The sequence below is a fragment of the Bradyrhizobium sp. USDA 4503 genome (assembly GCF_054055815.1).
Window position 1 is genome coordinate 7,461,870 of the sequence record NZ_JBSRXS010000001.1, and the last position, 23,023, is coordinate 7,484,892.

The 23,023-nt window shown below is 59.6% G+C and carries 16 protein-coding genes and 3 pseudogenes; 9 read left to right on the forward strand and 10 right to left on the reverse strand.

What is annotated here, in order from left to right:
* The first annotated feature begins 53 nt into the window (after positions 1–53).
* Positions 54–194, forward strand: coding sequence for a hypothetical protein (locus ACVMIH_RS35495; protein WP_168858519.1), 141 nt, complete (start codon positions 54–56; stop codon positions 192–194).
* 70 nt (positions 195–264) lie between these two features.
* Here ACVMIH_RS35495 and ACVMIH_RS35500 read toward each other — a convergent pair whose 3' ends face one another.
* Complete coding sequence (locus tag ACVMIH_RS35500; RefSeq protein ID WP_057019306.1) at positions 265–636, reverse strand: DUF4118 domain-containing protein; 372 nt, start codon at positions 634–636, stop codon at positions 265–267.
* A gap of 177 nt (positions 637–813) precedes the next feature.
* On the opposite strand from ACVMIH_RS35500, the gene ACVMIH_RS35505 reads away from it, so the two are divergent.
* The 3 genes from ACVMIH_RS35505 to ACVMIH_RS35515 all read left to right on the forward strand — a co-directional run bounded on the left by ACVMIH_RS35505 (position 814) and on the right by ACVMIH_RS35515 (position 4,644).
* Positions 814–1,119: a hypothetical protein gene (locus ACVMIH_RS35505; RefSeq protein ID WP_057019307.1), complete on the forward strand. Its 306-nt coding sequence runs from the start codon at positions 814–816 to the stop codon at positions 1,117–1,119.
* Between the two features lie 464 nt (positions 1,120–1,583).
* A complete protein-coding gene (locus ACVMIH_RS35510; RefSeq protein WP_456864907.1) occupies positions 1,584–2,915 on the forward strand; it encodes a tyrosine-type recombinase/integrase in 1,332 nt (443 codons plus the stop codon).
* A gap of 610 nt (positions 2,916–3,525) precedes the next feature.
* On the forward strand, positions 3,526–4,644 hold the full coding sequence (locus ACVMIH_RS35515) for a hypothetical protein (RefSeq protein WP_456864909.1): 1,119 nt from the start codon (positions 3,526–3,528) through the stop codon (positions 4,642–4,644).
* Between the two features lie 19 nt (positions 4,645–4,663).
* On the opposite strand, the pseudogene ACVMIH_RS35520 reads toward ACVMIH_RS35515, so the two are convergent.
* The 5 genes and pseudogenes from ACVMIH_RS35520 to ACVMIH_RS35540 form a co-directional block, all read right to left on the reverse strand.
* Positions 4,664–4,810 (reverse strand): annotated as a pseudogene (locus tag ACVMIH_RS35520) (SOS response-associated peptidase); the annotation flags it as partial.
* A 215-nt stretch (positions 4,811–5,025) separates the two neighbouring features.
* Positions 5,026–5,163, reverse strand: a complete 138-nt coding sequence (locus ACVMIH_RS35525) for a hypothetical protein (RefSeq protein ID WP_456828079.1) — start codon at positions 5,161–5,163, stop codon at positions 5,026–5,028.
* 134 nt (positions 5,164–5,297) lie between these two features.
* Complete coding sequence (locus ACVMIH_RS35530) at positions 5,298–6,911, reverse strand: recombinase family protein (RefSeq protein WP_456864911.1); 1,614 nt, start codon at positions 6,909–6,911, stop codon at positions 5,298–5,300.
* Positions 6,912–6,974: 63 nt separating this feature from the next.
* Positions 6,975–7,554, reverse strand: a pseudogene (locus tag ACVMIH_RS35535) (transposase); the annotation flags it as partial.
* A gap of 857 nt (positions 7,555–8,411) precedes the next feature.
* Positions 8,412–8,636 (reverse strand): annotated as a pseudogene (locus ACVMIH_RS35540) (S16 family serine protease); the annotation flags it as partial.
* 1,070 nt (positions 8,637–9,706) lie between these two features.
* On the opposite strand from ACVMIH_RS35540, the gene ACVMIH_RS35545 reads away from it, so the two are divergent.
* The 3 genes from ACVMIH_RS35545 (at position 9,707) to ACVMIH_RS35555 (ending at position 15,647) form a co-directional block, all read left to right on the forward strand.
* Positions 9,707–11,338 carry an ATP-dependent Clp protease adaptor ClpS gene (locus tag ACVMIH_RS35545; RefSeq protein WP_456864913.1) on the forward strand — a complete coding sequence of 544 codons (1,632 nt, stop codon included), beginning with the start codon at positions 9,707–9,709 and terminating at the stop codon, positions 11,336–11,338.
* Positions 11,339–11,862: 524 nt separating this feature from the next.
* Entirely contained in the window at positions 11,863–14,334 is a 2,472-nt protein-coding gene (locus ACVMIH_RS35550; RefSeq protein ID WP_456864915.1) for a putative bifunctional diguanylate cyclase/phosphodiesterase, read from the forward strand.
* Between the two features lie 917 nt (positions 14,335–15,251).
* A complete protein-coding gene (locus tag ACVMIH_RS35555) occupies positions 15,252–15,647 on the forward strand; it encodes a helix-turn-helix domain-containing protein (RefSeq protein WP_456866603.1) in 396 nt (131 codons plus the stop codon).
* A 137-nt stretch (positions 15,648–15,784) separates the two neighbouring features.
* On the opposite strand, the gene ACVMIH_RS35560 is transcribed toward ACVMIH_RS35555, so the two are convergent.
* The gene (locus ACVMIH_RS35560; protein ID WP_456864917.1) at positions 15,785–16,009 is read right to left on the reverse strand and encodes a hypothetical protein; all 225 of its coding nucleotides are present in this window, start codon (positions 16,007–16,009) and stop codon (positions 15,785–15,787) included.
* Between the two features lie 108 nt (positions 16,010–16,117).
* Here ACVMIH_RS35560 and ACVMIH_RS35565 point away from each other — a divergent pair, with 108 nt between their 5' ends.
* On the forward strand, positions 16,118–16,609 hold the full coding sequence (locus tag ACVMIH_RS35565; protein WP_456864919.1) for an Lrp/AsnC family transcriptional regulator: 492 nt from the start codon (positions 16,118–16,120) through the stop codon (positions 16,607–16,609).
* Between the two features lie 773 nt (positions 16,610–17,382).
* Here ACVMIH_RS35565 and ACVMIH_RS35570 read toward each other — a convergent pair.
* The 3 genes from ACVMIH_RS35570 to ACVMIH_RS35580 form a co-directional block, all read right to left on the reverse strand.
* Positions 17,383–17,523 (reverse strand): hypothetical protein, encoded by a 141-nt coding sequence (locus ACVMIH_RS35570; RefSeq protein WP_456864921.1) that lies wholly within the window; start codon positions 17,521–17,523, stop codon positions 17,383–17,385.
* 937 nt (positions 17,524–18,460) lie between these two features.
* On the reverse strand, positions 18,461–20,110 hold the full coding sequence (gene groL / locus ACVMIH_RS35575) for a chaperonin GroEL (RefSeq protein WP_456864923.1): 1,650 nt from the start codon (positions 20,108–20,110) through the stop codon (positions 18,461–18,463).
* Positions 20,111–20,196: 86 nt separating this feature from the next.
* Entirely contained in the window at positions 20,197–20,511 is a 315-nt protein-coding gene (locus ACVMIH_RS35580; RefSeq protein ID WP_456864925.1) for a co-chaperone GroES, read from the reverse strand.
* A gap of 1,427 nt (positions 20,512–21,938) precedes the next feature.
* Between ACVMIH_RS35580 and ACVMIH_RS35585 the strand changes: the two genes are divergently transcribed.
* The gene (locus ACVMIH_RS35585; protein WP_456864927.1) at positions 21,939–22,946 is read left to right on the forward strand and encodes a formylglycine-generating enzyme family protein; all 1,008 of its coding nucleotides are present in this window, start codon (positions 21,939–21,941) and stop codon (positions 22,944–22,946) included.
* The last annotated feature ends 77 nt before the right edge of the window (positions 22,947–23,023 follow it).

The following is a 23,023-nucleotide window of genomic DNA, read 5'->3' on the forward strand; positions in this document are numbered from 1 at the left end:
GGGAACCGGGCGCCGCGTTATCTGGCCGGGCAGGAGTTCCGAGGAGAGACGCCATGCGCTGGCGGTCAATGACGGAAACCACCAATACGGTGCTCGACACCGCCCCCGAGGACACCTTCTACGCGGCGGGCTGGACCATCAGCGGCGTGGCAACGCTGGCCACCATCGTCGCGATCTGGATGTTCGGGATCTGAGAGCGAACGATCCACGACAAGGCAACCGGTGCGCTATCGCCGGCGGCCGGGCCGCGGCCTGGGTCGTCCGCTACTTCCGCAGAATTGCCAGCGCTTCCCGATAGAGCTGCGAGAAACAGACCAAGAGCGCGCTCGACAGCAGGAACATCGCCAGGCTGTCATAGTCGCCGGCCGTCGGCCAGCCGAACTCGAAATAGGGCGGCATGAACGCCCACCAGACGATCGGTACCGTGATGATGGTCGCAAACGCGCCGGCGGGCGCGCCGCCCATCAGGCCGGCGATCAGGATCGCCGGCACGAAGCCCGCGAAATAGAACTGCATGCCGAAGCTCGAGAACATCTCCTGGGTCGCGGTGGCCAGCACCACCGCAAGCAGGGCGACGACGAATGTCGACAACGACCAAGGCCGCAGCTTCAAAATGTAGTCGTTGCCCTTGCGCATCCAGACTCCGGCCCCCGCGAGTTCCGGGAAGGTAGCCGAGGAGGCCTGCAAACAAAACCCCGTACGATTCCGAGGGGCAGGGTTGTGCTCGATACAGTGAAAAGGAACCGGCCCGGTCAAGCCGCCGCCGCATTGTCGCGCATATTGCATTGCGGCACGGTGATTGGGGGCAACACGATGCTTGAGCTTCTGATTGTCGCTCTCGTCGCCGGGATCGGTTTCATCTCGGGGTACGGCGCACGCGAGCTGATCTCGCGCCGGCGGCGGGGATCCGCCTCGCGCGCTCACGTTCGTGCGCCGCAGGTTCGCGCCGCGAATGACGACAGCTCCGCCTCCGGCTGGTATCGGCGGGCCGGCACGCAGCACGCCGATCACGCCATCCCGCCACCCGACGAACTCGACGGCGCCGTTCGCGACCTGCTCGGCGAGCTCAGCCGGCGCAACGCCAAGCCGTCATCCGCACCGCAGCGCCGCCGGCAGTGAGCCGGAAACGCAAGGCCGCCGCCGCTAACGCGTCGGCTACTTTGCATGGGGTTGTTTTCGATATTTTTGATGAAGCGGTCCCGAAGGGGAATGGTGGACGCACAAGGGATCGAACCTTGGACCTCTCCCGTGTGAACCACAATCCGTAGATCCAAGTAGACCGCACGCGGCCATAGTGTTGTCGAAATAATTCATTCTATTACAGCGGCTTATGTTCGTTTTGACCCCAGTGGGCCATAAGCGGCCATACTGCATTTTGTGTGCCCCCGTTGTGCCCGCCGCAGATTTTCCCTTGGGGCACACAAATCGGGGAAGGTCTTTGCCCTTATGTGCTTCAAGGGCCGTCCTTCCACGCTGGGTGTGCCCCGAGACGGGAAAAGCGAAGGAAAGTCAATGACCACTTTCCCGTCGCTTGGATGATCCGGGCGTCTGCGGGGCACACCGCGACAGGGAGCGCAGGAACCATGCCGGAGTCGACCAACCAACTGACACTCACCGACGCAGTGATCCGCAACGCCACGTTGCCGCCCGGCAAGGCGCAGCATTATCTCCACGACGACAAGCTGCCCGGCCTCGCCTTGCGCATGCGTGCCACTGGCGGTCGGACGTGGGTATATCTCTTCTCCAAGCCGGGAGTGAGGGGAACCCAGCGCAAGACCCTCGGCCCGTGGCCCAAGTATAATGAGAAGGCCGCTCGCAAGGCCGCCACTATCGCCGCTGGTGAGGTGTTCAAAGGCGTGGACCCGAACGATGCGAAACGCGAGGCGAGGCGGCAACAGGCCGCCGAAAAGCTGCGCACGATGCTGGCTGACCTCATCGTTGAAGATGGTCCCTACGAGACGTCGTTGACCGGACGCCAGGTCGTCAACTGGAAGCCGGCAATGTCGGCGTTGCGGCGCGGGCTCAAGGAGCACGCAGGTAGTGGCGTCGGAGACCTGACGCGCCGGCAAATCATGGCAGCGGTCGACAAGGTTACCAAGACCGGTAAGCGTGGCGCAGCCAAGGACCTGCGCAAGCACACCCACACGTTCCTCGAATGGTGCGTTAGCGAGGGCTATGTCGACCACAATGTGCTTGCCGGTTATCGCGAGCCCAAGGAAACCCGTGCGCAAAGGGTCGGACGCCGAACGAAGGGCCGCGCCCTAACTGACGAAGAAATCATCAAGGTCTGGCAGGCATCCGGCAAGCTCGGGACCTTCGGGCTTCTGGCAAGGACGTGCCTGCTCGGTGGTCCGCGCCGGAGCGAGCCAACCATGATCGAGTGGTCGAAGCACGTCATGGAGGACCGTATCACCTTCGATGCGGCATGGACCAAGATGGGCCTATACCACGATGTACCGCGTACTCATCTCGTTGATGAGGTGCTCGCTGCCGCGAAACATTTCCAGCGGGCGACTTCAGACTATGTCTTCCCGTCACCGAAGACCGGCGGCCAGATGTCGGGCTTCACCAAGATGGTCAATCGTTTGATTAAGGAAGCGGGTGTTGACAAGTTCACCATGCATGATTTGAGGCGCAGCCTGCGTACTATCATGTCCCGCTGCGGCTACGACAATGAGATCCAGCGTCTGTGTGTCGGGCAAAAGCCAGGCGGAATTGATCAGGTCTACAATCACGACGAACAGTGGATCATCCGCAAGATGGCGTTCGAAGCGGCTCATGATTACATCGCGGAGCTGGTCGGTGCGATACGGAGTGGCAAGGTCGTGCGCCTGCAGAGAACGAACCCGCTCGATCCGATCAAGGCCGAGTTGCTCGGCCGTCTCCGGGAGCACTATGCGGCTGAGATGGCTTAGCGGTTTTGTCGCCTCCGGCCAAATAGTTGCGCACCGCGTCTACTCGATAGAGCGGGCGGCCGTCGACGTGGCGCCATTTCAGCGGATGGTTCGGATCGCGCCGCCACTGCTCCAGCGCTCCGGGCGTGCGCCGGATGACCGCGGCTGCCTCCAGTGCCGTCAAATTGGAGCTGCCCGGCAGCGTATCGATGTCAAACGTTGCCGGCGGCGGCATACCGCGGTTACTCCGTCGGCGCTTCGTCCCACACGGCATCTTTGGGTAACCTGGCGTCCCAAAAACCTCGATCCGAGTCTCTTCGTTCTTGCAGCCCATGTCTCCGCCTCGAACCACGATTGGTCCGAGGCAATAGGATGTTACGCTTCTGCAAAAAGAAAGAAATCGAGTGGGCAGGTATAGCTGCTGGGTAGCCGTGGCGTACAAAAAGGAGGAGCCGGTTCTACTGCTCTGGGGCGTGATGGGAAGCGCTTCTTGATTTCACTCCGACCTCACCTATAACTAAAGATCGCAAGTTCAAACCATGCCCGCAGCCAAGTCTCCAGTCAATTCAGTCAGTAAAACTGTTATCGGGCACTTTCGATGCGTTGCAGGACTTTGGCTGCGTTACAGTCGATGACGTCAAGAACCATTTTATCTCAATCCGTTACTCGCTACCCACCATTTACTTCTCTTTCCCAAATTCTGATGGTCTCAAAATGGTTCAAAAAACGCGCGGCCTTTGCGTTCACCGATGATAGTTTTGAAGTCCCTCCACTCGTACCCGAGTGCATCGTGACAACCGCAGGTTCACTCTTTCGGAACGCCGTCGAGTCGCTCCAGCTCGGCATCGAGGACTATGGCGCGAATGATCCCAAGCGCGCTCTTTCTGCCGTCCGAAATTTCTACGCGGGCGTGTTGCTACTCGCAAAAGAAGTGCTGGTGCGTGCGGCGCCGAACGCCGATCCGAAGGATGTTCTGGGCGCGCGTTACGAGCCGGTGCCCGATGGCTTGGGCGGCATCACCTATGACGCAAGCGACCGCACCATAGACTTCAGTGAGATCGGCAAGCGCTTCAAGAGCTTCGGTTTGAAGATAGACCAGGCTGCGCTCAACGATCTCAATCGTATCCGCAATGATATCGAACATTTTTACACGAACGCAAACCCGCAAACGGTCCGTGAAGCGATTGCAACGGCATTTCCGGTGGTGGTCGCCCTTTTTCGACTGGCGGGCGAAGACCCTCGTGCAGCCCTGGAGGAAAGTTGGCTTGCGATGCTGGAGGTGAAAGCATTCCACGACCGGGAACTTGCCGAGTGTCGCAAGAGCTTCGATGGCGTCGATTGGAAGTCGGTCGCGTTGGGCGAGGCAGCAATGCTCTGCCCTGAGTGCGGCTCGCACCTTGTCTTCCGCAAGGATACGTCGAAGACCCACGTTCAATACGCCGATGCGGTATGCCGCGCCTGTGGGACGGAAATCTCGGCTGAAAAGCTTGTCGAGGCTGCCCTCGAAGCACATTTCGAAGTTGAGGCACACGTTGCTGTGAAGGACGGAGACGATCCGCCGCTCAATATCTGTCCGGAATGTGGTGTGACCGCTTATGTCACGTGGAACGAAGAGAACGGCTGCGCGTGGTGCGAAACCACACTGGAGGAATGCGGTCGGTGCGGCGTTGGATTGACGCCGGACCACGTGTCGGATGCGAATTCGACCCTCTGCTCATACTGCGATCATTTGATGTCAAAGGACGACTAATCGGTATTCTGGATGCTACCTCAGCGCCGGCATTGCGGACTACCGGTGCCGGATAGTCCGGAAACACACCGGGCATCGGCGCCAGATTGCCGACATAGCGGTTCATGTGCCTGAACAGACCGGCGATCGCCGCCTGGCTCGTTGTGATCGAATAGAGATTGCGGATTAAGGGCTCGCTCTCGATCACCAGCATGAGCTGGATAGCGATATCGGCGTCTGATCGTCTGCCATTCGGCGAAGTGGCGCCTGATAAGTTACTGACTTATTTGGTGGGACGGGCAGGACTCGAACATGCAACCAGACCGGAGCGACGGAGATACGGTCGGGTTCATTGATTTGCTCTGTTTTCCTTTGATTTCGACGCGTTCCTTGTTGCTTTGATCAGGTTGTTTCTTGCGCGAAACTGATGCGGTTGGTGACGGCGCTCACCAGCAGAGGGCCGGCTACATAGAGCAGGTACGCGGTCGAGACGAAGGTGCCCTCGGCGCTGCCGCGGAAGCGATCACTTGAGCGCGTCAATGGAGTCCTCGAGGTTGAGGCATGCCGCCCTAGGCAGCGAAGCGCGGCAAGAGGGAATGCGGCTCGGCATCTGGACAAGGCTTCCGAAAGCATTATGGAGCACTGCTTCGCGAAAGTCCTGTATCTGCGTTCGATCAGCTCCGCGCGCGGGCCATTTTGGTCTTGGGCTGCTTTGGTCTCGATCGGCCTGTCCCAACTATTCGCCCGGCGATCGCTCGTGCTAAGCCACCAGCGGTTTCGAAGCGAGCTATTCCACGGCGAATGCGGGCCCTTTCAGAAAACGTAATGGTTCGTTTTACCTTCCCGTCAGTGGGCAGCAGTACGTAATCGAGCACCGACTTGTTATGCTCAGCCATCCTGGCGGCGGCAATCCAGCCGTGAGGCAGGCGTGCCTCACGCCTTATAGACCAGTACGGCGCGCGGTCTTGCCTTCCGCACCAGAGGGCTACTCGAGTTGAGATGTTGATCGATCCGTTCACGCGCAAGTAACCAGTCCCGTCGCGAGAGGAAGTGCGGCCACCGGCCTTTCTAATAGCCATGGCGATTTGCGAGCCGAGCTTTGCCTTTTGCTCGGCCCACTGCGGACGCGAGTCAAGAAACTCATAGCTTCGCTTGGGAGTGTAGCCGATTAGTCGATACACGTTCATTATGCTGCCGAAGTGAGTTTGATAGGTGGAGGCGCAGGGAAGGCCTATCGTGCTCGCTATGATAGCAGAACTCAGGCGTCCTTCCTTGAGCAGCGTCTTGCGTAGACGGGCAAGCATCTCCTCTTCAGTGAGGTCGACACGCCGTTCCTCAATGATCTTGCTTACCTTCAGGAAGGCTTCGCGTTCGATAATTGGCTCGATACATCCTTCGCTGGTGATCCAAAGCTCGGGAGGATTGTAGGTAGAGTTCCGCCGCAGCTTGCGTGATCGGCGGTTGAAGGTCAGGTTTCCAATGTAGTTTTCGTTTCTAAGCACTGCGTTAACCGCTGCTCGCGTCCACCGAACTCCTGTGCTCGTGAATATGGCCCTCCGGTTTAGCTCCCGGGCGATAATTGCCTCAGACTTTACCTGCAGAAATCGCTCGAAGATCCACCTAACCACGGCTACTTCCTCAGGAATGCCGGGTCGCACTCGGACGTGATCAGTTGCGAGGTACTTCTGATCACCGTTCTTCAGCACGCCTCGCGACCGCTGACTCTGATCGACAAGTTCTCGCAAGAGAGCATAACCAGGGCGACCTCCGAGCTTGAAGCCAAGTCGGGCGAACCGGCACTGCGCAGCGTGAACCTTTGCCGAAAGCTCGCGACTGTACTCCGCTGCCATTACTCGCTTGATGTTCTTAATAATGCTGGAGAGCACGCTGCCATCATTGTCAAACTGCTCCGCACAATACGCGATTTTGATGCCTGCCTGTTTGCAGACGAATTCGTAATACGCGCTCTCGTCGACATCCTGAAAGCGGCCCCACCGGCTTACGTCATAGACCAGAATATGACCAAAATCAGCTTCTCCTGCTTGGACATCCTTGATGAGCTGTATAAGGCCGGTCCTGTTCTTGATCAGCAGACCGCTTTCTCCCTCGTCGCGATAGGTTCGTACAATCGTCAGGCTATGGGCGTGCGCGTATGCTGCAATCACAGCAGCCTGATTCTGAATCGAGTATTGCTGCCGTTGTGTCGACATGCGGACATACTGTGCCGCTCTCATGCCGAGCTGCGATCGTAGCGGGTGAGCCTTATAGATCTCGAGCGCGTTGGCCATCGTTCTCGCTCCCGAACGTTACACCGGAGCAAATCAAACATCTATACGACGTTACAGCAAGAATTAGTTCAATTGAAAGAATAGCCCCGCTATCGCCGCAGGTATCGATGCAGCTTGGGCGAATGACTCTCGATCGTGTCCCGTTGCGTCGTGTAGTTGGCGGCGAGGCACCGCGTTCACCGGCAGGAGCCCGGCAGATCGGCTGGCGATAGCCGGAAGGCTGACGGCTAGATCATCGCTCAATGGCGCGATGGTTTCCAGAGTCATGTAACGGGCGTTTGGACGGCCCATTCATCGTTCTGCTCAAGCAGGGTCGCGCCGATGAGTCGGACGATGGCATCTTCGTTCGGGAAGATGCCGATCACCTCGATGCGCCGCTTGATCTCGCCGTTAAGGCGCTCGATCGGTTTGGTGGAGTGTAGCTTGGTCCGGTGGTGCGGTGGGAAGGTCATATAGGCCAGCACATCAGTCTCCTCCGCATCGTCCTGGGCAAAGGCGGAGACGACACGCCGCCCCGCTCTTGCCGGCATGCCAGTGCATTGCGCATGAAGTGCACGCGGCACCGCTGCCGAGCGGCATTGAGCACCTTGCTGATAGCGGTCTTGATACCCTCGTGGGCGTTGGACACGACTAGTTTGATTCCCGTTTTCAACAGTTCGGAGGAATTACCGGGGCATGCCGGCAACGGTCATGATTCACACCGTCCAGCGCACCGCGCTCGAATACATCGCCGGCCCGCTGATCATGTCGTTCAACCATTCGTTCCGGCAGAGATAACTATTCCCAAGCACGGGATAGCCCCTGGCACGGATCGTCGCCCAAGCCATTACCGAAACCCTACGGTCATGCTTAATCGGGGAATGGTCGTGGTGCCTCCGTCAATGCGCAAGAGCATGTCAATAATGACAACACGCGAAGCCGCAGATGCAACGTTCTCAAAGGTGCACCGTCGCCGGACCTGAGCAGCACCCTGTCTAATTTGGGAAGAAGTGCCACGATGTACAGGCCAGCCAATGCCCAATCTCTTATGAGAGAGATGGCGCACCCGACACGATTCGAACGTGTGACCTTGCTTTCGGAGGGCAACGCTCCTGGACCGCTCTCGACGTCGCTTCAGCGCTTCAGCTGGCGGACTAATAAGGAATACACAAACCTTATCAGTTGGATCGGCTGCATTCGCGAAATGAACGGTTATGGAATGCCCCGCTGGCCACGCCGCGGCACGAGCCAACCGGCCGATCGGCGCTACGCTTCTCGCTCCAGAATCAATTCGCAAGCTGGCCGCTTGAGCGGGCTGCCAAAGCTATTGGGAGGACATCTATAACAGCTGCGCGGATCGTGGCGTTGGCGCCATTCCCACGACGACCAGCTCCCTTTGACTTCGAGGCATCGCGCCCCGCCCAATGGTTTCGCGCCCATCGCGACGGGCGTGGAACGCTCCGACCTTGCCGCTGACTGCCGCTCGGGCAGGGGCGGCCGCGCGGCGGGAAATGCCCACGATCAGCTCTTCGAGGCCAGTGCGTTGGCAACGGCTTCGTCCACGTTCTCCAGCCAGATGAACTCCAGCTTCTCACGAGCGCCTTGCGGAATGTCATCGAAGTCGCGCCGGTTGCGCGTAGGCAGCATGATGCGGGTGAGGCCGGCCGTGGATGCTGCGACGACTCTCTCTTTGATGCCGCCGACCGGCAGCACCAGCCCGCGAAGCGAGATCTCTCTGGTACTGGCCGGCGCCGTCACGCTGGAGATCTGCGCGCTGGCTTGAAAAGCTCCAGGTGATCAATAGAGCGCCGGCGGGCCGAAGCACATTCCAGATCCCCGCGATTAACGATTTTGCGAAAGGAACGCATCCAAACCTCGGTTCCCATTAAGGACGTCGGGCTCTTGTTCGTCACAAAGCGCAAGATTGCGGCGAGCTCTCTTGGCAGCACAATGGCCAACTTTGGCTATTAGGGGCAGAAGATGCATCTCTTAGTGCATACCACCACGCTCGTGCCGCTTCTGCTCTGCCAGTGTCTCGGCCATGGCTTCTGGTGGTGCATCGATAAACCGCTGAAAGTCCATGATGAGGGCCCGCACGAAGTCGCACGCGTCATCGTAACGTAGGCCGTCGATTGGTGATCGACGGCGCGGTTGTTAGAGCCAGTTCGGCCGTATCCTGGGGGGGGCGGGGCCTATCGCTAGCGCTTATCCAAAGGGGGATGTCGGTTGCGAAAAGTCCGGCCCAAGCGTAGCCAGTGCCGTCGGCAGAACCGCGATGCGTGTGAATTTCCGCTCGCTAATCTGGCAACTCGCGAGCTTCGAGAAGCGAACCTCATGCTCCTGGGCATGTACCGATTCTCCTGCAAAGAACAGATTGAGAGTCGTTTTCGCGACCGGCATGCAATTTGCTGAAAGATCCGGAAACGAGAGAGGCTTGATGACAAGCAGTGACATCGTTCGCCAATTACACCAACACGGGCGCGTCTCTTGAAGGACTGTAGGAGAGAGCACAATTGTGAGGATACTGACAAAGGCCAAACACGCCGTCGCCCGGGTCCACGACACGATTGTGCGGTTGGTCCGCCAGGTCCTACGTGTCCTTACTCGGCTATCCGAGTCGATTGCTCCATTCGGGCCAATCGACGCCGGGCTTGATGGGGCGCACCGTGAGCCGCCAATGAACCCTCCCGCAGTCCATGCGGACGAATGGCGCTTGAACGGCAAAGCGCAAATTCATCGAAGCACTACGACGAATGGAGCGCATCAGGCGAAGTAAGGCCAACGACAAACCGTTTCACTCATACCAGGAGCTTCGGATGGATTATCGAGTTTGCACTGTGCCCGAGTCTGTACAGCTGGTTTTTCAAGATGGCGGTGGGACGCCGCGCGGTTTCGTGGTGGATCTATTCCGGGAGGTGTTCGGTAGACATCAGCGCGATGCCTACGCCCTTTCCATGTTGGTCGAACGGCAGGACAAGGCCGCGTGCGGCCCCTTCCCACCGTCAGTTGCAAAGGCGCTCTTCGATGCGGCGCAGGAACGAATCAAAGCTAAAGGACATACGTTGCAAATCACCTCCGAGCCTGCTGGCGAAGCCGAGGCGCCAGATCCGTCCGAAATCCAGTTCGAATGGGCGCGTGACGCGGTTGCCTGGCATTTCGCCGATATCCCGCCGAACAGCCTCGTGACTATGGTGCGGCGATTTCCCGGCCACATGCGCGCGGACATCCAGATCGCAATCGACAAGCTGTTCGCTTCGCCGGTCCGCTTCTTTGGCCTGCAGCAGCGATGGACTTTCGGGAAGCTGTCATTCGCAGAGCTTCGGCGCGCCGGGGACGATCCCGTCGTGCTGGCGTCGCCACAATACCACGAGATCGACATCGGCGAGGCTACGCCAGTCAAATGCCTGCACAATGGGCTGTGGCTATCCGAGGCGAACGAGTTTCGTTACGCTGTCGTGCTCTCCTATTACCGCGAGCAAGCGCAACAATGCGGGACAGACCCAGAGGAGGAGATGCTCATTGAGGTCGCGGTGCCCGCCGGCGGGGCCGGCGAGTCTTTCGCGCAGCACTGCTTCGCGGAACTGGAGAGAGCGGTACAATCCGCCGGATCGTACCGTGGCAAGATCCTGTCCCTCGAGAGCGATCCGAATTACAGCGGTCGTTCGCGCGGCATTACGGTGCATCGTTGGCCCCGAGTAGACCGCGCGGACGTGATCCTGCCCGAAAAGGTGCTCAAACTGCTCGATGGAAATGTATTGAGCTTTGTCGGAATGCGCGATGCGCTGCGCCAGCTCGACCAATCGACACGCAAGGGCATCTTGCTCTATGGCCCTCCCGGTACCGGCAAGACCCACACGATCCGATACCTCGCAACTAACCTGGCTGATCAGACCACCCTAATAATGGCAGCCGACGAGGTCGGTTTGCTCGGTGTCTATATGAACCTCGCCCGGCTGTTGCAGCCGGTATTAGTGGTGATCGAGGACGTCGATCTGATCGCGCGCGACCGCAATGAGATGCGAGATACGCGCGAAGAAGTGCTGCTCAACAAGCTGCTCAATGAGATGGATGGGCTGAAGGAGGACGCCGACATCCTGTTCTTACTTACCACCAACCGACTGGAAGAGCTCGAGGGCGCGATCGCGGCGCGGCCTGGCCGGATCGACCAGGTCATCGAGGTGCCTTTACCTGATGCTCATGGCCGCGACAAGCTGGTGCGGCTCTATGGCAAACGCCTGCCACTTACTGAGGCTGTTGTCAATGAAGCCGTGCGACAGAGCGAGGGCCTCAGCGCCGCCTTCATCAAGGAGTTCATGCGGCGCATCGCGCAATCGTCCATCGCGCGCGATGGCGGCAAAACGGTCATCTGCAATGATGTCGATCAGGCGCTGGACGATATGCTGCCGATGAGGGGGCACAGATCGCGGGCCGAGCAAGCTGGACCATGAGCCGCGACAAGGGGCAGAAGCGGCCACAAGGTGTGCGCGCAGTTGTCCGAAACCGGTCTGTTGGCAGACGTTCAGATCGGCGGCGAGCTGACCGGCGAGTTGGAATCCCGCAGGCGGCTCGTGCGTCAGCGCATGCAGACGGACCATGAGCCGGCATGCTTTCCGCTGAACCCATACGGGTCTCGCTCCGCCGCGCGGAAATCAGGGTGAAAGCTGACATCGCTGCTACGTCGATCGTCGCAGTGCTCGGAACGTTTCGATGGTGCGCCTCTCTTTGTACGGAACGGGCCGGTGCATGCGCTCTGCAAGCAAACGCAAATCGGGTCATGGCGCTACGCTTCGTATGTCGTCGGCCAAGATCGTACATCTCGTACATTAAGTTGCGCGCGCTAACCATCAGATGATTTAAAACTGTCGCAGCCGCCTATTCGCTGCAGCGCACGTCCATTCTTTACACCGAATTAAGCTGAACCTCGCATTGGATGCCGCCCAAGTCAGAAAGCTTGGGTTTCGGGGTACGTGTGATGGGCGCTGCCAGGAAGCAAGCTGCGAAAGCAGATACAAAGATGTTCGAGGACGTGCCCATCCTGTGGCGCAAGTGGCAGGCTGCGCTTAGGCTCGGTGAAAACCTTCCCCGCTATGAAGACGTGATGCTCGGCAGCCTCGGACGGCTCGCCGATCACATCGTGCTGCTGAAGTGTGAGAACGATGCGTTCGCCGTCTCGCGCACCGGCCGCTATGCGCAGAAGTGGCTGGGCGATGAGCGCTGGGACATTCCGATGCGGGCGCTGCCGCCGGATTGCGCGACGGTCCTGGCCGAGGTGGCCACGAACGCGATTGCAAACAACCGTCCCTATCTCAGGACCGTCCATTGCGTGCGCGACGGCATGGTGCGGACCTATGATGTGCTGGCGCTGCCGACGTCGTCGCGCTGGGGCGGCACGTTGATCGGCGCCTACGTCAACGAGCGCGGCGCGCAATACAATCTGCTCGATGCGATCTTTTCTACGACCGAGGACGGCGTGATCTCGCTGTCGACCATTCGTGATGCGACCGGCCGTCCGTCCGATTTTCAGATCGTGCATCACAATCAAGCCGCAGCAAGACTGCTCAAAGTGGTAGGAAGCAGCCTGCAGTGGCAGCATCTGAGCAATGGGGGACATCTGCTCTGTTGCGAGACCGTGATGGCGCAGCTGCGTGAGGCGGCCGACAAGAACCTGCGTGAGCAGTTCGAGATCGACAGCGGTGATCGTAGCCTGCGGTTCGGGGTGACCGCCTTTGGTGACATCGTTTCGCTGACCATTTCCGACATCACGTCCTTGAAGCAGCGAGAGGCCTCGTTCCGGCTGCTGTTCGACGGCAATCCGATGCCGATGTGGGTGTTCGATCCAGAGACGATGGCCTTTCTGAAGGTCAACGACGCGGCGGTGCAGCACTACGGCTATGCCCGCGAGACGTTCCTGCGAATGAAAGTCTATGACATCTGGCCAAAGGACGAGTGCGGCAGCCATATTCAGGCGCTGCAGGATATCGGAAATACCTCCCAGTCTGAACGGCACTGGCGTCATGTGAGAGCCGATGGCAGCGAAATTTGCGTGCTGTCCTTCGGGCGACGCCTCATGCTCGAGGGGCGTGATGGCTATCTGGTTGCCGTGGTCGACATCACAGAGCGGCGCAAGGCCGAGGCCCGCATCGCCTATATGGCGCACCATGATGGATTGACCAATCTGGCCAACCGTGAGCTCTACCAGGAGCGACTGAAAGAGGTGCTGGACGTCGGCAACACCGCGGGCAAACGCGTCGCGGTGATGTGTATCGATCTCGACTTGTTCAAAAACGTCAACGACTCCTTCGGCCATCCGGCAGGCGACTGCGTGCTCCGGCAGGTGGCCGATCGGTTGCGGTCGCATGTGCGCGGCGACAACCTTGCTGCGCGGCTCGGCGGCGACGAATTTGCGGTGCTCCTTGGTGCCGACATCTCGCCCAACGAGGCGAGCGACTTTGCTGCCCAGCTGATCCAGACGCTGAGTGCGCCCTACGAGATCGGCGGCAACGAGGTGGTGATCGGTGCCTCAATCGGGATCGCGTTGTCGCCGGGCGACGGCACGAGCACCGAGGAGCTGATGCGCAACGCCGACATGGCGCTTTATCGCGCCAAGCAGGACGGCCGCTGCGTGCATCGCTTCTTCGAGCGCGAAATGGACCTCCAGGCCCAGAAACGCCGGGAGATGGAGTACGACCTGCGCCATGCCTTTGCCCATGGCGAGTTTGAGCTACACTACCAGCCGCTGATCGATGTTGCGACCGACCAGATCTCTGGCTTCGAGGCGCTCCTGCGCTGGCGCCATCCGGAGAAGGACATGATCTCGCCTGCGGAGTTCATTCCGGTTGCAGAAGAGATCGGACTGATCGCTCCGCTCGGCGAGTGGGTGTTGCGCGAAGCCTGCAACGAGGCGGTGAAATGGCCGAAGCAGGTGAAGGTCGCGGTCAACCTGTCGCCGATGCAATTCCGCAGCCGCAACCTGGTACAGGTGGTGATTTCAGCGCTGGCGAGTTCGGGCCTGTCGCCGAAGCGGCTCGAACTCGAAATCACCGAAACGGTGTTTCTGGCCGAGACTGAGGCTAACCTCGCGATCCTGCATCAGCTGCGTGAGCTCGGGGTTGTCATTTCCATGGACGATTTCGGGACGGGCTACTCGAGCTTGAGCTATTTGCGCAGCTTTCCGTTCGACAAGATCAAGATCGACCGCTCCTTTGTGAAGGATCTTGGCGAACGTTCCGACTGCGTCGCCATTGTGGGCGCCATCGCGGGCCTCGGCCGCAGGCTCAAGATCACGACGATTGCGGAGGGGGTGGAGACCAACGAGCAGCTCGATCGGTTGCGCGCGGAAGGCTGCAACGAGGTGCAGGGGTTCCTGTTCAGCAGTGCCAAGCCGGCCGCTGAGGTGGAGCAGCTATTGCTTCGTTTTGGGACGAGAGCGTCGAGCGCGGCGTGAATTAGACTTGTTGGGGTGCCATCCATTAATCAGCGGGTCCCAGGTTCGAGCCCGGTGTGTCCACCACTCTCAAGCGATTTGCCTTCCAGGTTTTTTTAATCCCTAAAGCACCTCTTTTGAGCAGAATAAAAGTCGCGGAGCACCGACGGGGCACCGGCAGGTCGCGTGCTGGTATGCGACGAAATGTCTAGGCAGCAGAGGCTCGACCTTCCATTCGTGAGCGACCGTTGCAGTGTCTTTGATGAACTGGACCGGCGGCATCGAATTCTCGCGAGACACCAAGCGGTTAGAACGGCTGCGTTTCGTGATGTAGCAAATTCGTAGCGAACAGATTCAAGACCAGCGCAGCGCAAGCGTAGCTTTTTCGCAACGAGCGATCGCATCTACATCGCATAATACACGGAGGCTGGAATGCCAATACAATGGTCGCGTGCGCTCTTCTGCATCACGAAATAGCAAGCAGCAATGAGATGGAATCGGACGAGAAAATGCGCTCCGCACGAGAATCTATTCTTTCTAAAAAGAATCTATGGCAATGTCGGTCCCGCCGCCCATCGCGATCCCGACATCGGCCTGCATGAGATTTGCCCGCAAGCCGACGGTAAGCATGCGCGCAAAATCTGTAACGATCCAAATCCGTGGTAGTTGTGGTTCGGTCGATATTTTGCCAATGTGGAGGGCGGGGTGTTGAGAGAGACGCCTTGGCGCGATCGACTTTAAGTAGTCGGCAGCGTCGGTATCATGGGAGCTTCCAGCGTGCAAATGCGTATAGATACCCTCCCACGATCTTCTTGGATTGCCGCGATTCTCACGACGACCAACTGACGATCCAGTCGAACTTTAATATGGTACATCATGGATGAATCCTTGGGCCTATGCGGGCCATGGCTTCCCGATTTGAAGAACGGGTCGACAGAATGAACAGATCAGCAGCAAAGAAGATAAAGCCGCGCAGTACCGGTAAACCGGACATTGAGTTGGGCAAGCGGATTCGCCTGCGGCGCGTCGAGCAGAAGATCTCCCAGTCCGACCTCGGCGACAAGCTCGGCGTCAGCTTTCAGCAGGTCCAGAAGTACGAGAAGGGCGTCAACCGCGTCGGTGCTGCCCGTCTTCAGCAGATCGCGACCGCGCTCGATGTGCCGGTCACCTTCTTCTACGACGGTGACAACAAGGCGCGCGAGGTCGATAGCCTTCTGTTCCTCGACAGCGCCTTCAGCCTGCGGCTGCTGCGGGCCTACAGCAAGATCAGGGACCAGACCGTGCAACGTCAGCTGGTGGCCTTGATGGAATCGATTGCCGCCAACGAGGATTGAACAGTGCCGGAGGTCGCGTCCCGCGAACGCGATCGCCTGCTAGCCGGTCACCGCTTGATAATTCGATCGCGGCGCCGGAATTCTTCACAATCGCGGCTCGGCGGTCAATTTCGGCCTTGATGGTGCTGGCAAAGCAGTCAGTCGTCGACGACGGTGACGGTTCGAGCGAGTGCGACCGGCCTGTCGCGGGTCTCAGGATCCGACGTCAGTTTAGCGATCCGGCCTGCGAGTTGATCGACTATGTCACGCAGTGCGCCCGCGGACGCCACCACGTTCTGCCCACGCCACCAGCTCGATGTTTCGCAGCCCATCTTCGCGGCTTCAACATCCTGATTATTGCGGCGCAGCAGAAAGACCCCCAAAGGGGGCTGTTTTGACAGAAAATTTCCTCGTATTTTGCTGCTTGTGGACGGTTTCCTGCGTTGCAGGCTATTTCGCGGGGAATTCACCTCAACGCCTTGGAGGTGATCATGCAGTACGATCGGATAGACGCCCGTATCCTCGAGCTCGTGCAAAAGAACAACCGCCTTACTTCCGAGGTACTCGGCGAACTGGCGGGGCTTTCTGCCACCGCGTGCCAACGACGGTTGAAGAGGCTCCGCGCGGAACGCATCATCGAGGCCGATGTCTCGATCGTTTCGCCCAAGGCGGTGGGAAGACCGATTCAGATGCTTGTGCTGGTGACCCTGGAGCGGGAGCGTTCGGATATCATCGACAGGTTTAAGAAGGCCATCAAATCGTCAGCTGAAGTCGTCAACGGCTTCTACGTCACCGGCGACGCTGACTTTGTGCTCTACGTTACCGCCCGCACCATGGAAGAGTATGAGCAGTTCACCAGGCAATTCTTCTATACGAATCCGGACATCAAGGGTTTCAAGACGATGGTTATACTGGACCGCGTAAAGGCGGGCTTTGCTATTCCGGTCGAAACTCCTCCCTGCGATAGACTAAGCAATCGTTGACGGGGGTCTCAATTCAGTAGGTCCACTAGCGACTGCGCGCTGCCAATCTCTTTTACTGGAGGACAGGCAGAGGCCCTATCTCACCGTGACGACGGCGCTGCGCGGGAACTTTTGTTCGAATCGCGCAAAAATGAAGCCGAGAAGACAGGCTCTGGCGAGGGCCGAGATTGTTTAGTACCTCACGTACAGTATCCAGCGTGGGAAGGTGTCGTCTGAGGCCTTGCATCCCGCCAAGGTTTTGTGATCATGCGTGGAGGCCACTTCGTTGGCGAGCGGGGAGCATTATGGCTGGCGAACTCTTGCGCTAGGTGCACAAAGCTGTGAGGAGCAATCGCCGTGCTGCTGTTCGGCGACGATGCCACAATAGAACGGGGCAAGCCGTCATGCCGCAGACTCGTGGTAAAGAGCTGACTCGTGTATCGCGGCAGAGTCGGACCGTGCGGCCCGTTCACCTACCATCTGCCAACGCATTCAAGCACCCTGCTGCCGACGTGACGACCAGAGCGCCGCCTTTCAAAGTATTGATTGCTGCCGAACTGGCGCGCATAGAGGCCCAAATCGTGGATACGCCCCACGGGCCAGAGCGTGACAAGCTTGACCGCAAGTTGCATCGGTTCAGGACTGCGTTCAACGTCGATAGCTGGGTATGTCCGATCGACTTAAAATCGTCTCAATAGCAAGTGGCAGTGAATGCCGCCTAGCGGCTGCGGGCTCTTTGTTTGCTTCAGTATTGCTGGTTTACGCGGCCGATACGGACGTTTGCGAGTGATTGCTTATTCTTTTTCTGCAGCCTTGTGCTCCCGCAGCGTCATGTTCAGCAAATGGGCGCCGATCCCGACGAGGAGTGCGAAAGCCCAGACCTCCCAAACGGCGAATCTCAAATGCATGGCCACCGGAAGGGCGGCTGCCGCCATGCACAAGCTACCCAATACACTTATACACATGATGCGAGCCTAACAAGTTCGACGCGACGTCGTGACTGAAATCTGGGAGCCGATGGTACGAGCGCACTCTTACACGAAGCTGACGAGACGGTCGCTTGGTTCGATCGTGCGCTCTTTCGGTTCGACGATGTTTAGTATTGAGTAAAGCAGCGCCGCAATATGGCTTCGAGAAAGTGAAGCATTCGCAACAAGAGGATCGGTCCGTTGCGTACAAACCCTGGGGCTCGCAACGAGCGGGATTGTAAGCTCATCTGTGAGGCGGCAGTAACTCCTGGCTGCTCCACCAAGCGTCCGCTAATCTCGTCGTCCCGGCCACTTTTCGCATCAAGGCACCCATGGCGGGATGCAAGGATCGAGAGCGAGCACCAGATACTGCAGCGCGGCTTGCGGCTCGAGTACACTCGCTTGGAACGTCGCGGGCGGGTTGGTCGTGATCGCAGGCGAGGTGCAGATATGACACGACGCGACTAGAGCACGCTTGCCGGGTACTCGGCGACAGTTGGTGTAACGTTGACACGTCGACCAGACAGCAGTTCGGCGGACGTCAGCGCCTGCATCGATGCCCTTCGGTTTCCTTTCGGTTGGTGACCGATGGCGTCGACCACAGTCCGGGCAGCTCCGCGATGGTTTGCTGATTCACAACAGTACTCTGCTGCCGATCAATCTTTCCAGCCAGGTAAATCCCCCATGTCAGGGTTTCAACTCGATGGTGGTTCCCTTCAGCGCTAACTAAAACATGCAATGCTGCCCGAAGAAGCAGATGAAATGCTTCGTACGGTTCGAACGGATGTGACGCTCGGGGTACGCGTAATGCGAGCTTGGACTAACGTGGTAGAAAGATTGCAAGAGCAAACAAAAACCCCGGCATTGCTGCCGGGGTTTTCGCGGTTCGCGTGACGCGATTGGATCAGAAGTCCATTCCACCCATGCCGCCCATGCCGCCGCCAGGAGGCATTGCGGGCCCGGCAGCCGGCTTCTTCGGCAACTCGGCGACCATGGCCTCGGTGGTGATCAGGAGAGCTGCCACGGAGGACGCGTTCTGGACTGCGGTGCGCACGACCTTGGTCGGGTCGATGATGCCCTTGGAGACCAGGTTGCTGTATTCGCCTGTCTGCGCATCGAAGCCGTAAGAGTACTGATCCTTCTCCAGGACTTTGCCGATCACGACCGATCCGTCTTCACCGGCGTTGATCGCGATCTGCCGAGCCGGCCAGGACAGCGCCTTGCGCACGATCTCGACGCCGGTCTTCTGGTCGTCGTTCTTGGTGCGCAGGCCCTTGAGCGCTTCGGTGGCACGGAGCAGCGCGACGCCGCCGCCCGGCAGGATACCTTCCTCGACCGCCGCGCGGGTTGCATGCATCGCGTCATCAACGCGATCCTTGCGCTCCTTCACCTCGACCTCGGTCGCGCCGCCGACGCGGATCACCGCGACGCCGCCTGCGAGCTTGGCGAGGCGCTCCTGCAGCTTCTCACGGTCGTAGTCCGAGGTGGTCTCCTCGATCTGCGCCTTGATCTGGGCAACGCGGGCGTCGATGTCGGCCTTCTTGCCGGCGCCGTTGACGATCGTGGTGTTTTCCTTGTCGATCATCACCTTCTTGGCGCGGCCGAGCATCTGCAGCGTGACGTTCTCGAGCTTGATGCCGAGGTCTTCCGAGATGGCCTGGCCGCCGGTCAGGATCGCGATGTCCTGCAGCATGGCCTTGCGGCGATCACCGAAGCCCGGAGCCTTGACGGCCGCGACCTTCAGGCCGCCACGCAGGCGGTTGACGACGAGGGTGGCCAAGGCCTCGCCTTCGACATCTTCAGCGACGATGACCAGCGGCTTGCCGGTCTGCACCACGGCCTCGAGCAGCGGCAGCAGCTCGTTCAGCGAGGAGAGCTTCTTCTCGTTGATGAGGATGTAGGCGTCGTCCATCTCAACGCGCATCTTGTCGGCGTTGGTGACGAAGTAGGGCGAGATGTAGCCGCGGTCGAACTGCATGCCCTCGACGACGTCGAGTTCGGTCTCGAGCGACTTGGCTTCCTCGACCGTGATCACGCCCTCGTTGCCGACCTTCTTCATGGCGTCGGCGAGGAACTTGCCGATCTCGGAATCGCCGTTGGCCGAAATGGTGCCGACTTGGGCGATCTCGTCGTTCGAGGTGACCTTCTTGGAGTTCTTCTGGAGGTCAGCGACGACGGCTTCGACCGCGAGGTCGATACCGCGCTTCAGGTCCATCGGGTTCATGCCGGCGGCAACGGCCTTGGCGCCCTCACGGACGATCGCGGCCGCCAGCACAGTTGCGGTGGTGGTGCCGTCGCCGGCTGCATCAGCGGACTTGGAGGCGACTTCGCGCACCATCTGGGCGCCCATGTTCTCGAACTTGTCGTCGAGCTCGATCTCCTTGGCGACGGTGACGCCGTCCTTGGTGATGCGGGGAGCGCCGAACGACTTGTCGAGCACCACGTTGCGGCCCTTCGGACCGAGGGTGACCTTCACGGCGTTGGCGAGGATGTCGACGCCGCGCAGCATGCGGTCGCGCGCGTCTATGCCGAATTTAACTTCTTTAGCTGACATGATGATTTTCCCTGAGTTTCATTCTTCCCACCCTTGACGGGGCGCCCGGCAGGCGCTCCTCAGGGGTGAGCGGTGCGAGCGGCGGATTAGGCTGCCTTCTTGCTGGAAGACACGTTGGTGAGAACGCCCATGATGTCGCTCTCCTTCATGATCAACAGCTCCTGGCCGTCGATCTTGACCTCGGTGCCCGACCACTTGCCGAACAGCACGCGGTCGCCGACATTGACGTCGATCGGAATCAGCTTGCTGGTCTCATCGCGGCCACCGGGGCCAACAGCGACGACTTCGCCCTGCGAGGGCTTTTCCTTGGCAGTGTCGGGAATGATGATGCCGCCGGCGGTCTTCTCTTCGGCGTCGATGCGCTTGACCACGACGCGGTCGTGAAGTGGACGGAATTTCATGCAGTCCTCCTAAGCATTTGCATAAGTTGACGATTTATGGATTGCTAGCAATCCATGCCTGCGAGTGCCAGTGCGGGCGCAGCTGAAATAGGACGGTGTTTTTCGGGAGCAAGGGTTTGTAGGGGGCCTGCTCCGACAAATACCGTACGGAGCGGACAAAGTGGGCTGCAACGAACTCATCAGGACGTAGACGCCGGAGGATGAAGACGCGTATCGAGTGCGAACGCTTCCTGAATGTGCCGCTGCTATGCGCCTTTCGCCTTGGTCGGGTCGTAGATCAGATTCAAGCTATGGTTGGAAACCGCGCTCGGAATGGCGACGAATTGGTGCTTGGCCGGGAGCGCATCACCGAACGACTGCTGTCCTGCGCCCGGAATTCAGGGCCGCAGCCAGTTGGCGTTCACGTGCCGGATTGAGGCGCCGGGCTGTCGGCCGTCGCCCCTTATTGCGAGCGCGCTCGACGTTCGTGGTTTCGCTCTCGCTACCTTTCGGGCAAATGACGCAGATGAACCGTGCGGTCTCGCTGCGGCTCGAGTTCATCAGATCGACGAAGCGATGGAGCTATCGAACGCTGGCGGCCGCATCAAGGAGGGCATGTGGAGCGGGCTCGGCGATGCGCGAGTTATTCGGGCGAATGAAGCTGGAGCAGCGGCTTTGGTCTGGACGCGTGCATCGCTTTCCATCCGACGCCCGACGTCGCTGCCTGCATTCTCCCGGGAGATTTGAAGTGCCGTCTCCGCCGTCGGTCTGGTCGGTGATCGTACACCACGCGCGTCGAAATCACTGGATAAGCCGGAGTGCAACGATCGAGACCTGAAAATGTCGGAATGCAGACAAAGCGAGCACAAAGTGGTGCTAACTGTCGAGTATTCGCTGGCACGAACAATGCACACCCTCGACGTGCCTGGGGCATCCTCCCTCCCTTAGGCACGGCTACCATCGCAAGTTGAGGCCGTGGCTGGCCGGTGAGGTTAGCGGCGCGTGACATAAGGCAGGGACGGCGCCTGCTCGGCCGATACCGACGGACCTCTTGTCACGTCGCCGCTAACTTTCAACGCTGCGAACAGCTTGTTTGTGATCCGCGTAGAATTTCCGCGTCATAGAGAGAACAGATGGATCCGGGCGGCAGGTGAAAAATGGCAAGAAAACGCGCGCGGCCTGGCCCGTGGGCGCGACCCGACTGGTATGGCTGGCCGATTGGGGGAGCATTGGCGGAGGGCGCGGCGATTGGCTTTTGTCGGAGCTGCGGCTGCGGCGACATGGGCGGGTGCGCCGCCGGCGCCGGGCATGTGCTGGTACTACACCGATCCGTCCAAGACGCAGGACTTCTGGGATTACTGTCCTCGATAAGCATATGCGGGTGGACCGCCATCTTCCAGATCGACCTCGGGTGCGCTGAATCTCCGCGGGATATTCGGACCGACGGGATGGTCTGGATTCCGGGTGGCACGTTCCGCATGGGCTCCGATCATCATTATCGGGAGGAAGCCCCGTCGCACCGGGTCAGGGTCGACGGCTTCTGGATTGACCGTACCCCGGTCACCAACGCGCTGTTTCGCTGGTTCGTGAAGGAGACCGGCCACATAACGGTGGCCGAGACAGCACCGGATCCGGCACACTATCCCGGTGCGCTGCCGCATATGCTTTACGCCGGTTCGCTGGTGTTTGAGCCGCCGCACCGGGTGCACAACCTGCGGGACTTGGGCCAATGGTGGACCTTTATGCGGGGCGCGAACTGGCGCCGTCCCTACGGTCCGCGCAGCAACATCGATGTACTCGGCGATCATCCCGTCGTCCACGTCGCTTATTCGAACGCGCTCGCCTATGCCAAATGGGGAGGCAAGGAACTCCCCACTGAAGCCGAATGGGAATTCGTTGCACGCGGTGGGCTCGAAGCCGAGGAGTACGCCTGGGGCAATGCCCAGACGCCCGGCGGCAAGCACATGGCTAACGTTTGGCAGGGCAGCTTTCCGATCCAGAATCTCTGCGAAGGCGGCTTCGATTGCACCTCGCCAGTGACCGCATTCCCAGCGAACGGATACGGCGTATGCGACATGATCGGCAATGTCTGGGAGTGGACCGCCGACTGGTGGTCGGCCCGCCATGAGGCCGACGCCGCGAAGCCCTGCTGCATCCCGCAGAACCCGCGCGGCGGCCGCGAGCTACTATCCCTGCCAGCCCGCCATCAGGATTCCGCGCAAGGTCCCGAAGGGGGCTCGCATCTCTGTGCGCCGAACTACTGCCCGCGCTATAGCCCCGCGGCTCGGCAACCTGAGCCGATCGATACGTCAACCAGTCACCTCGGCTTTCACTGCGTGGTGCGGTCGCCCGTCCCTTCTCAACCACCGCAAACGCCGTCTGAAGAGGAAGTGTTGAATGAGCAGCGACAACCACAAGACCGTCGAAACGGAGCGGGTGATCAACCGCAGGAATAGCCGTTTCCGTACGACCGTTCGTTCCTCCCTTGGTCTTGCGCTGTGCGACCTTTTCCAGGGGCCGCGTCAAGGCGCGA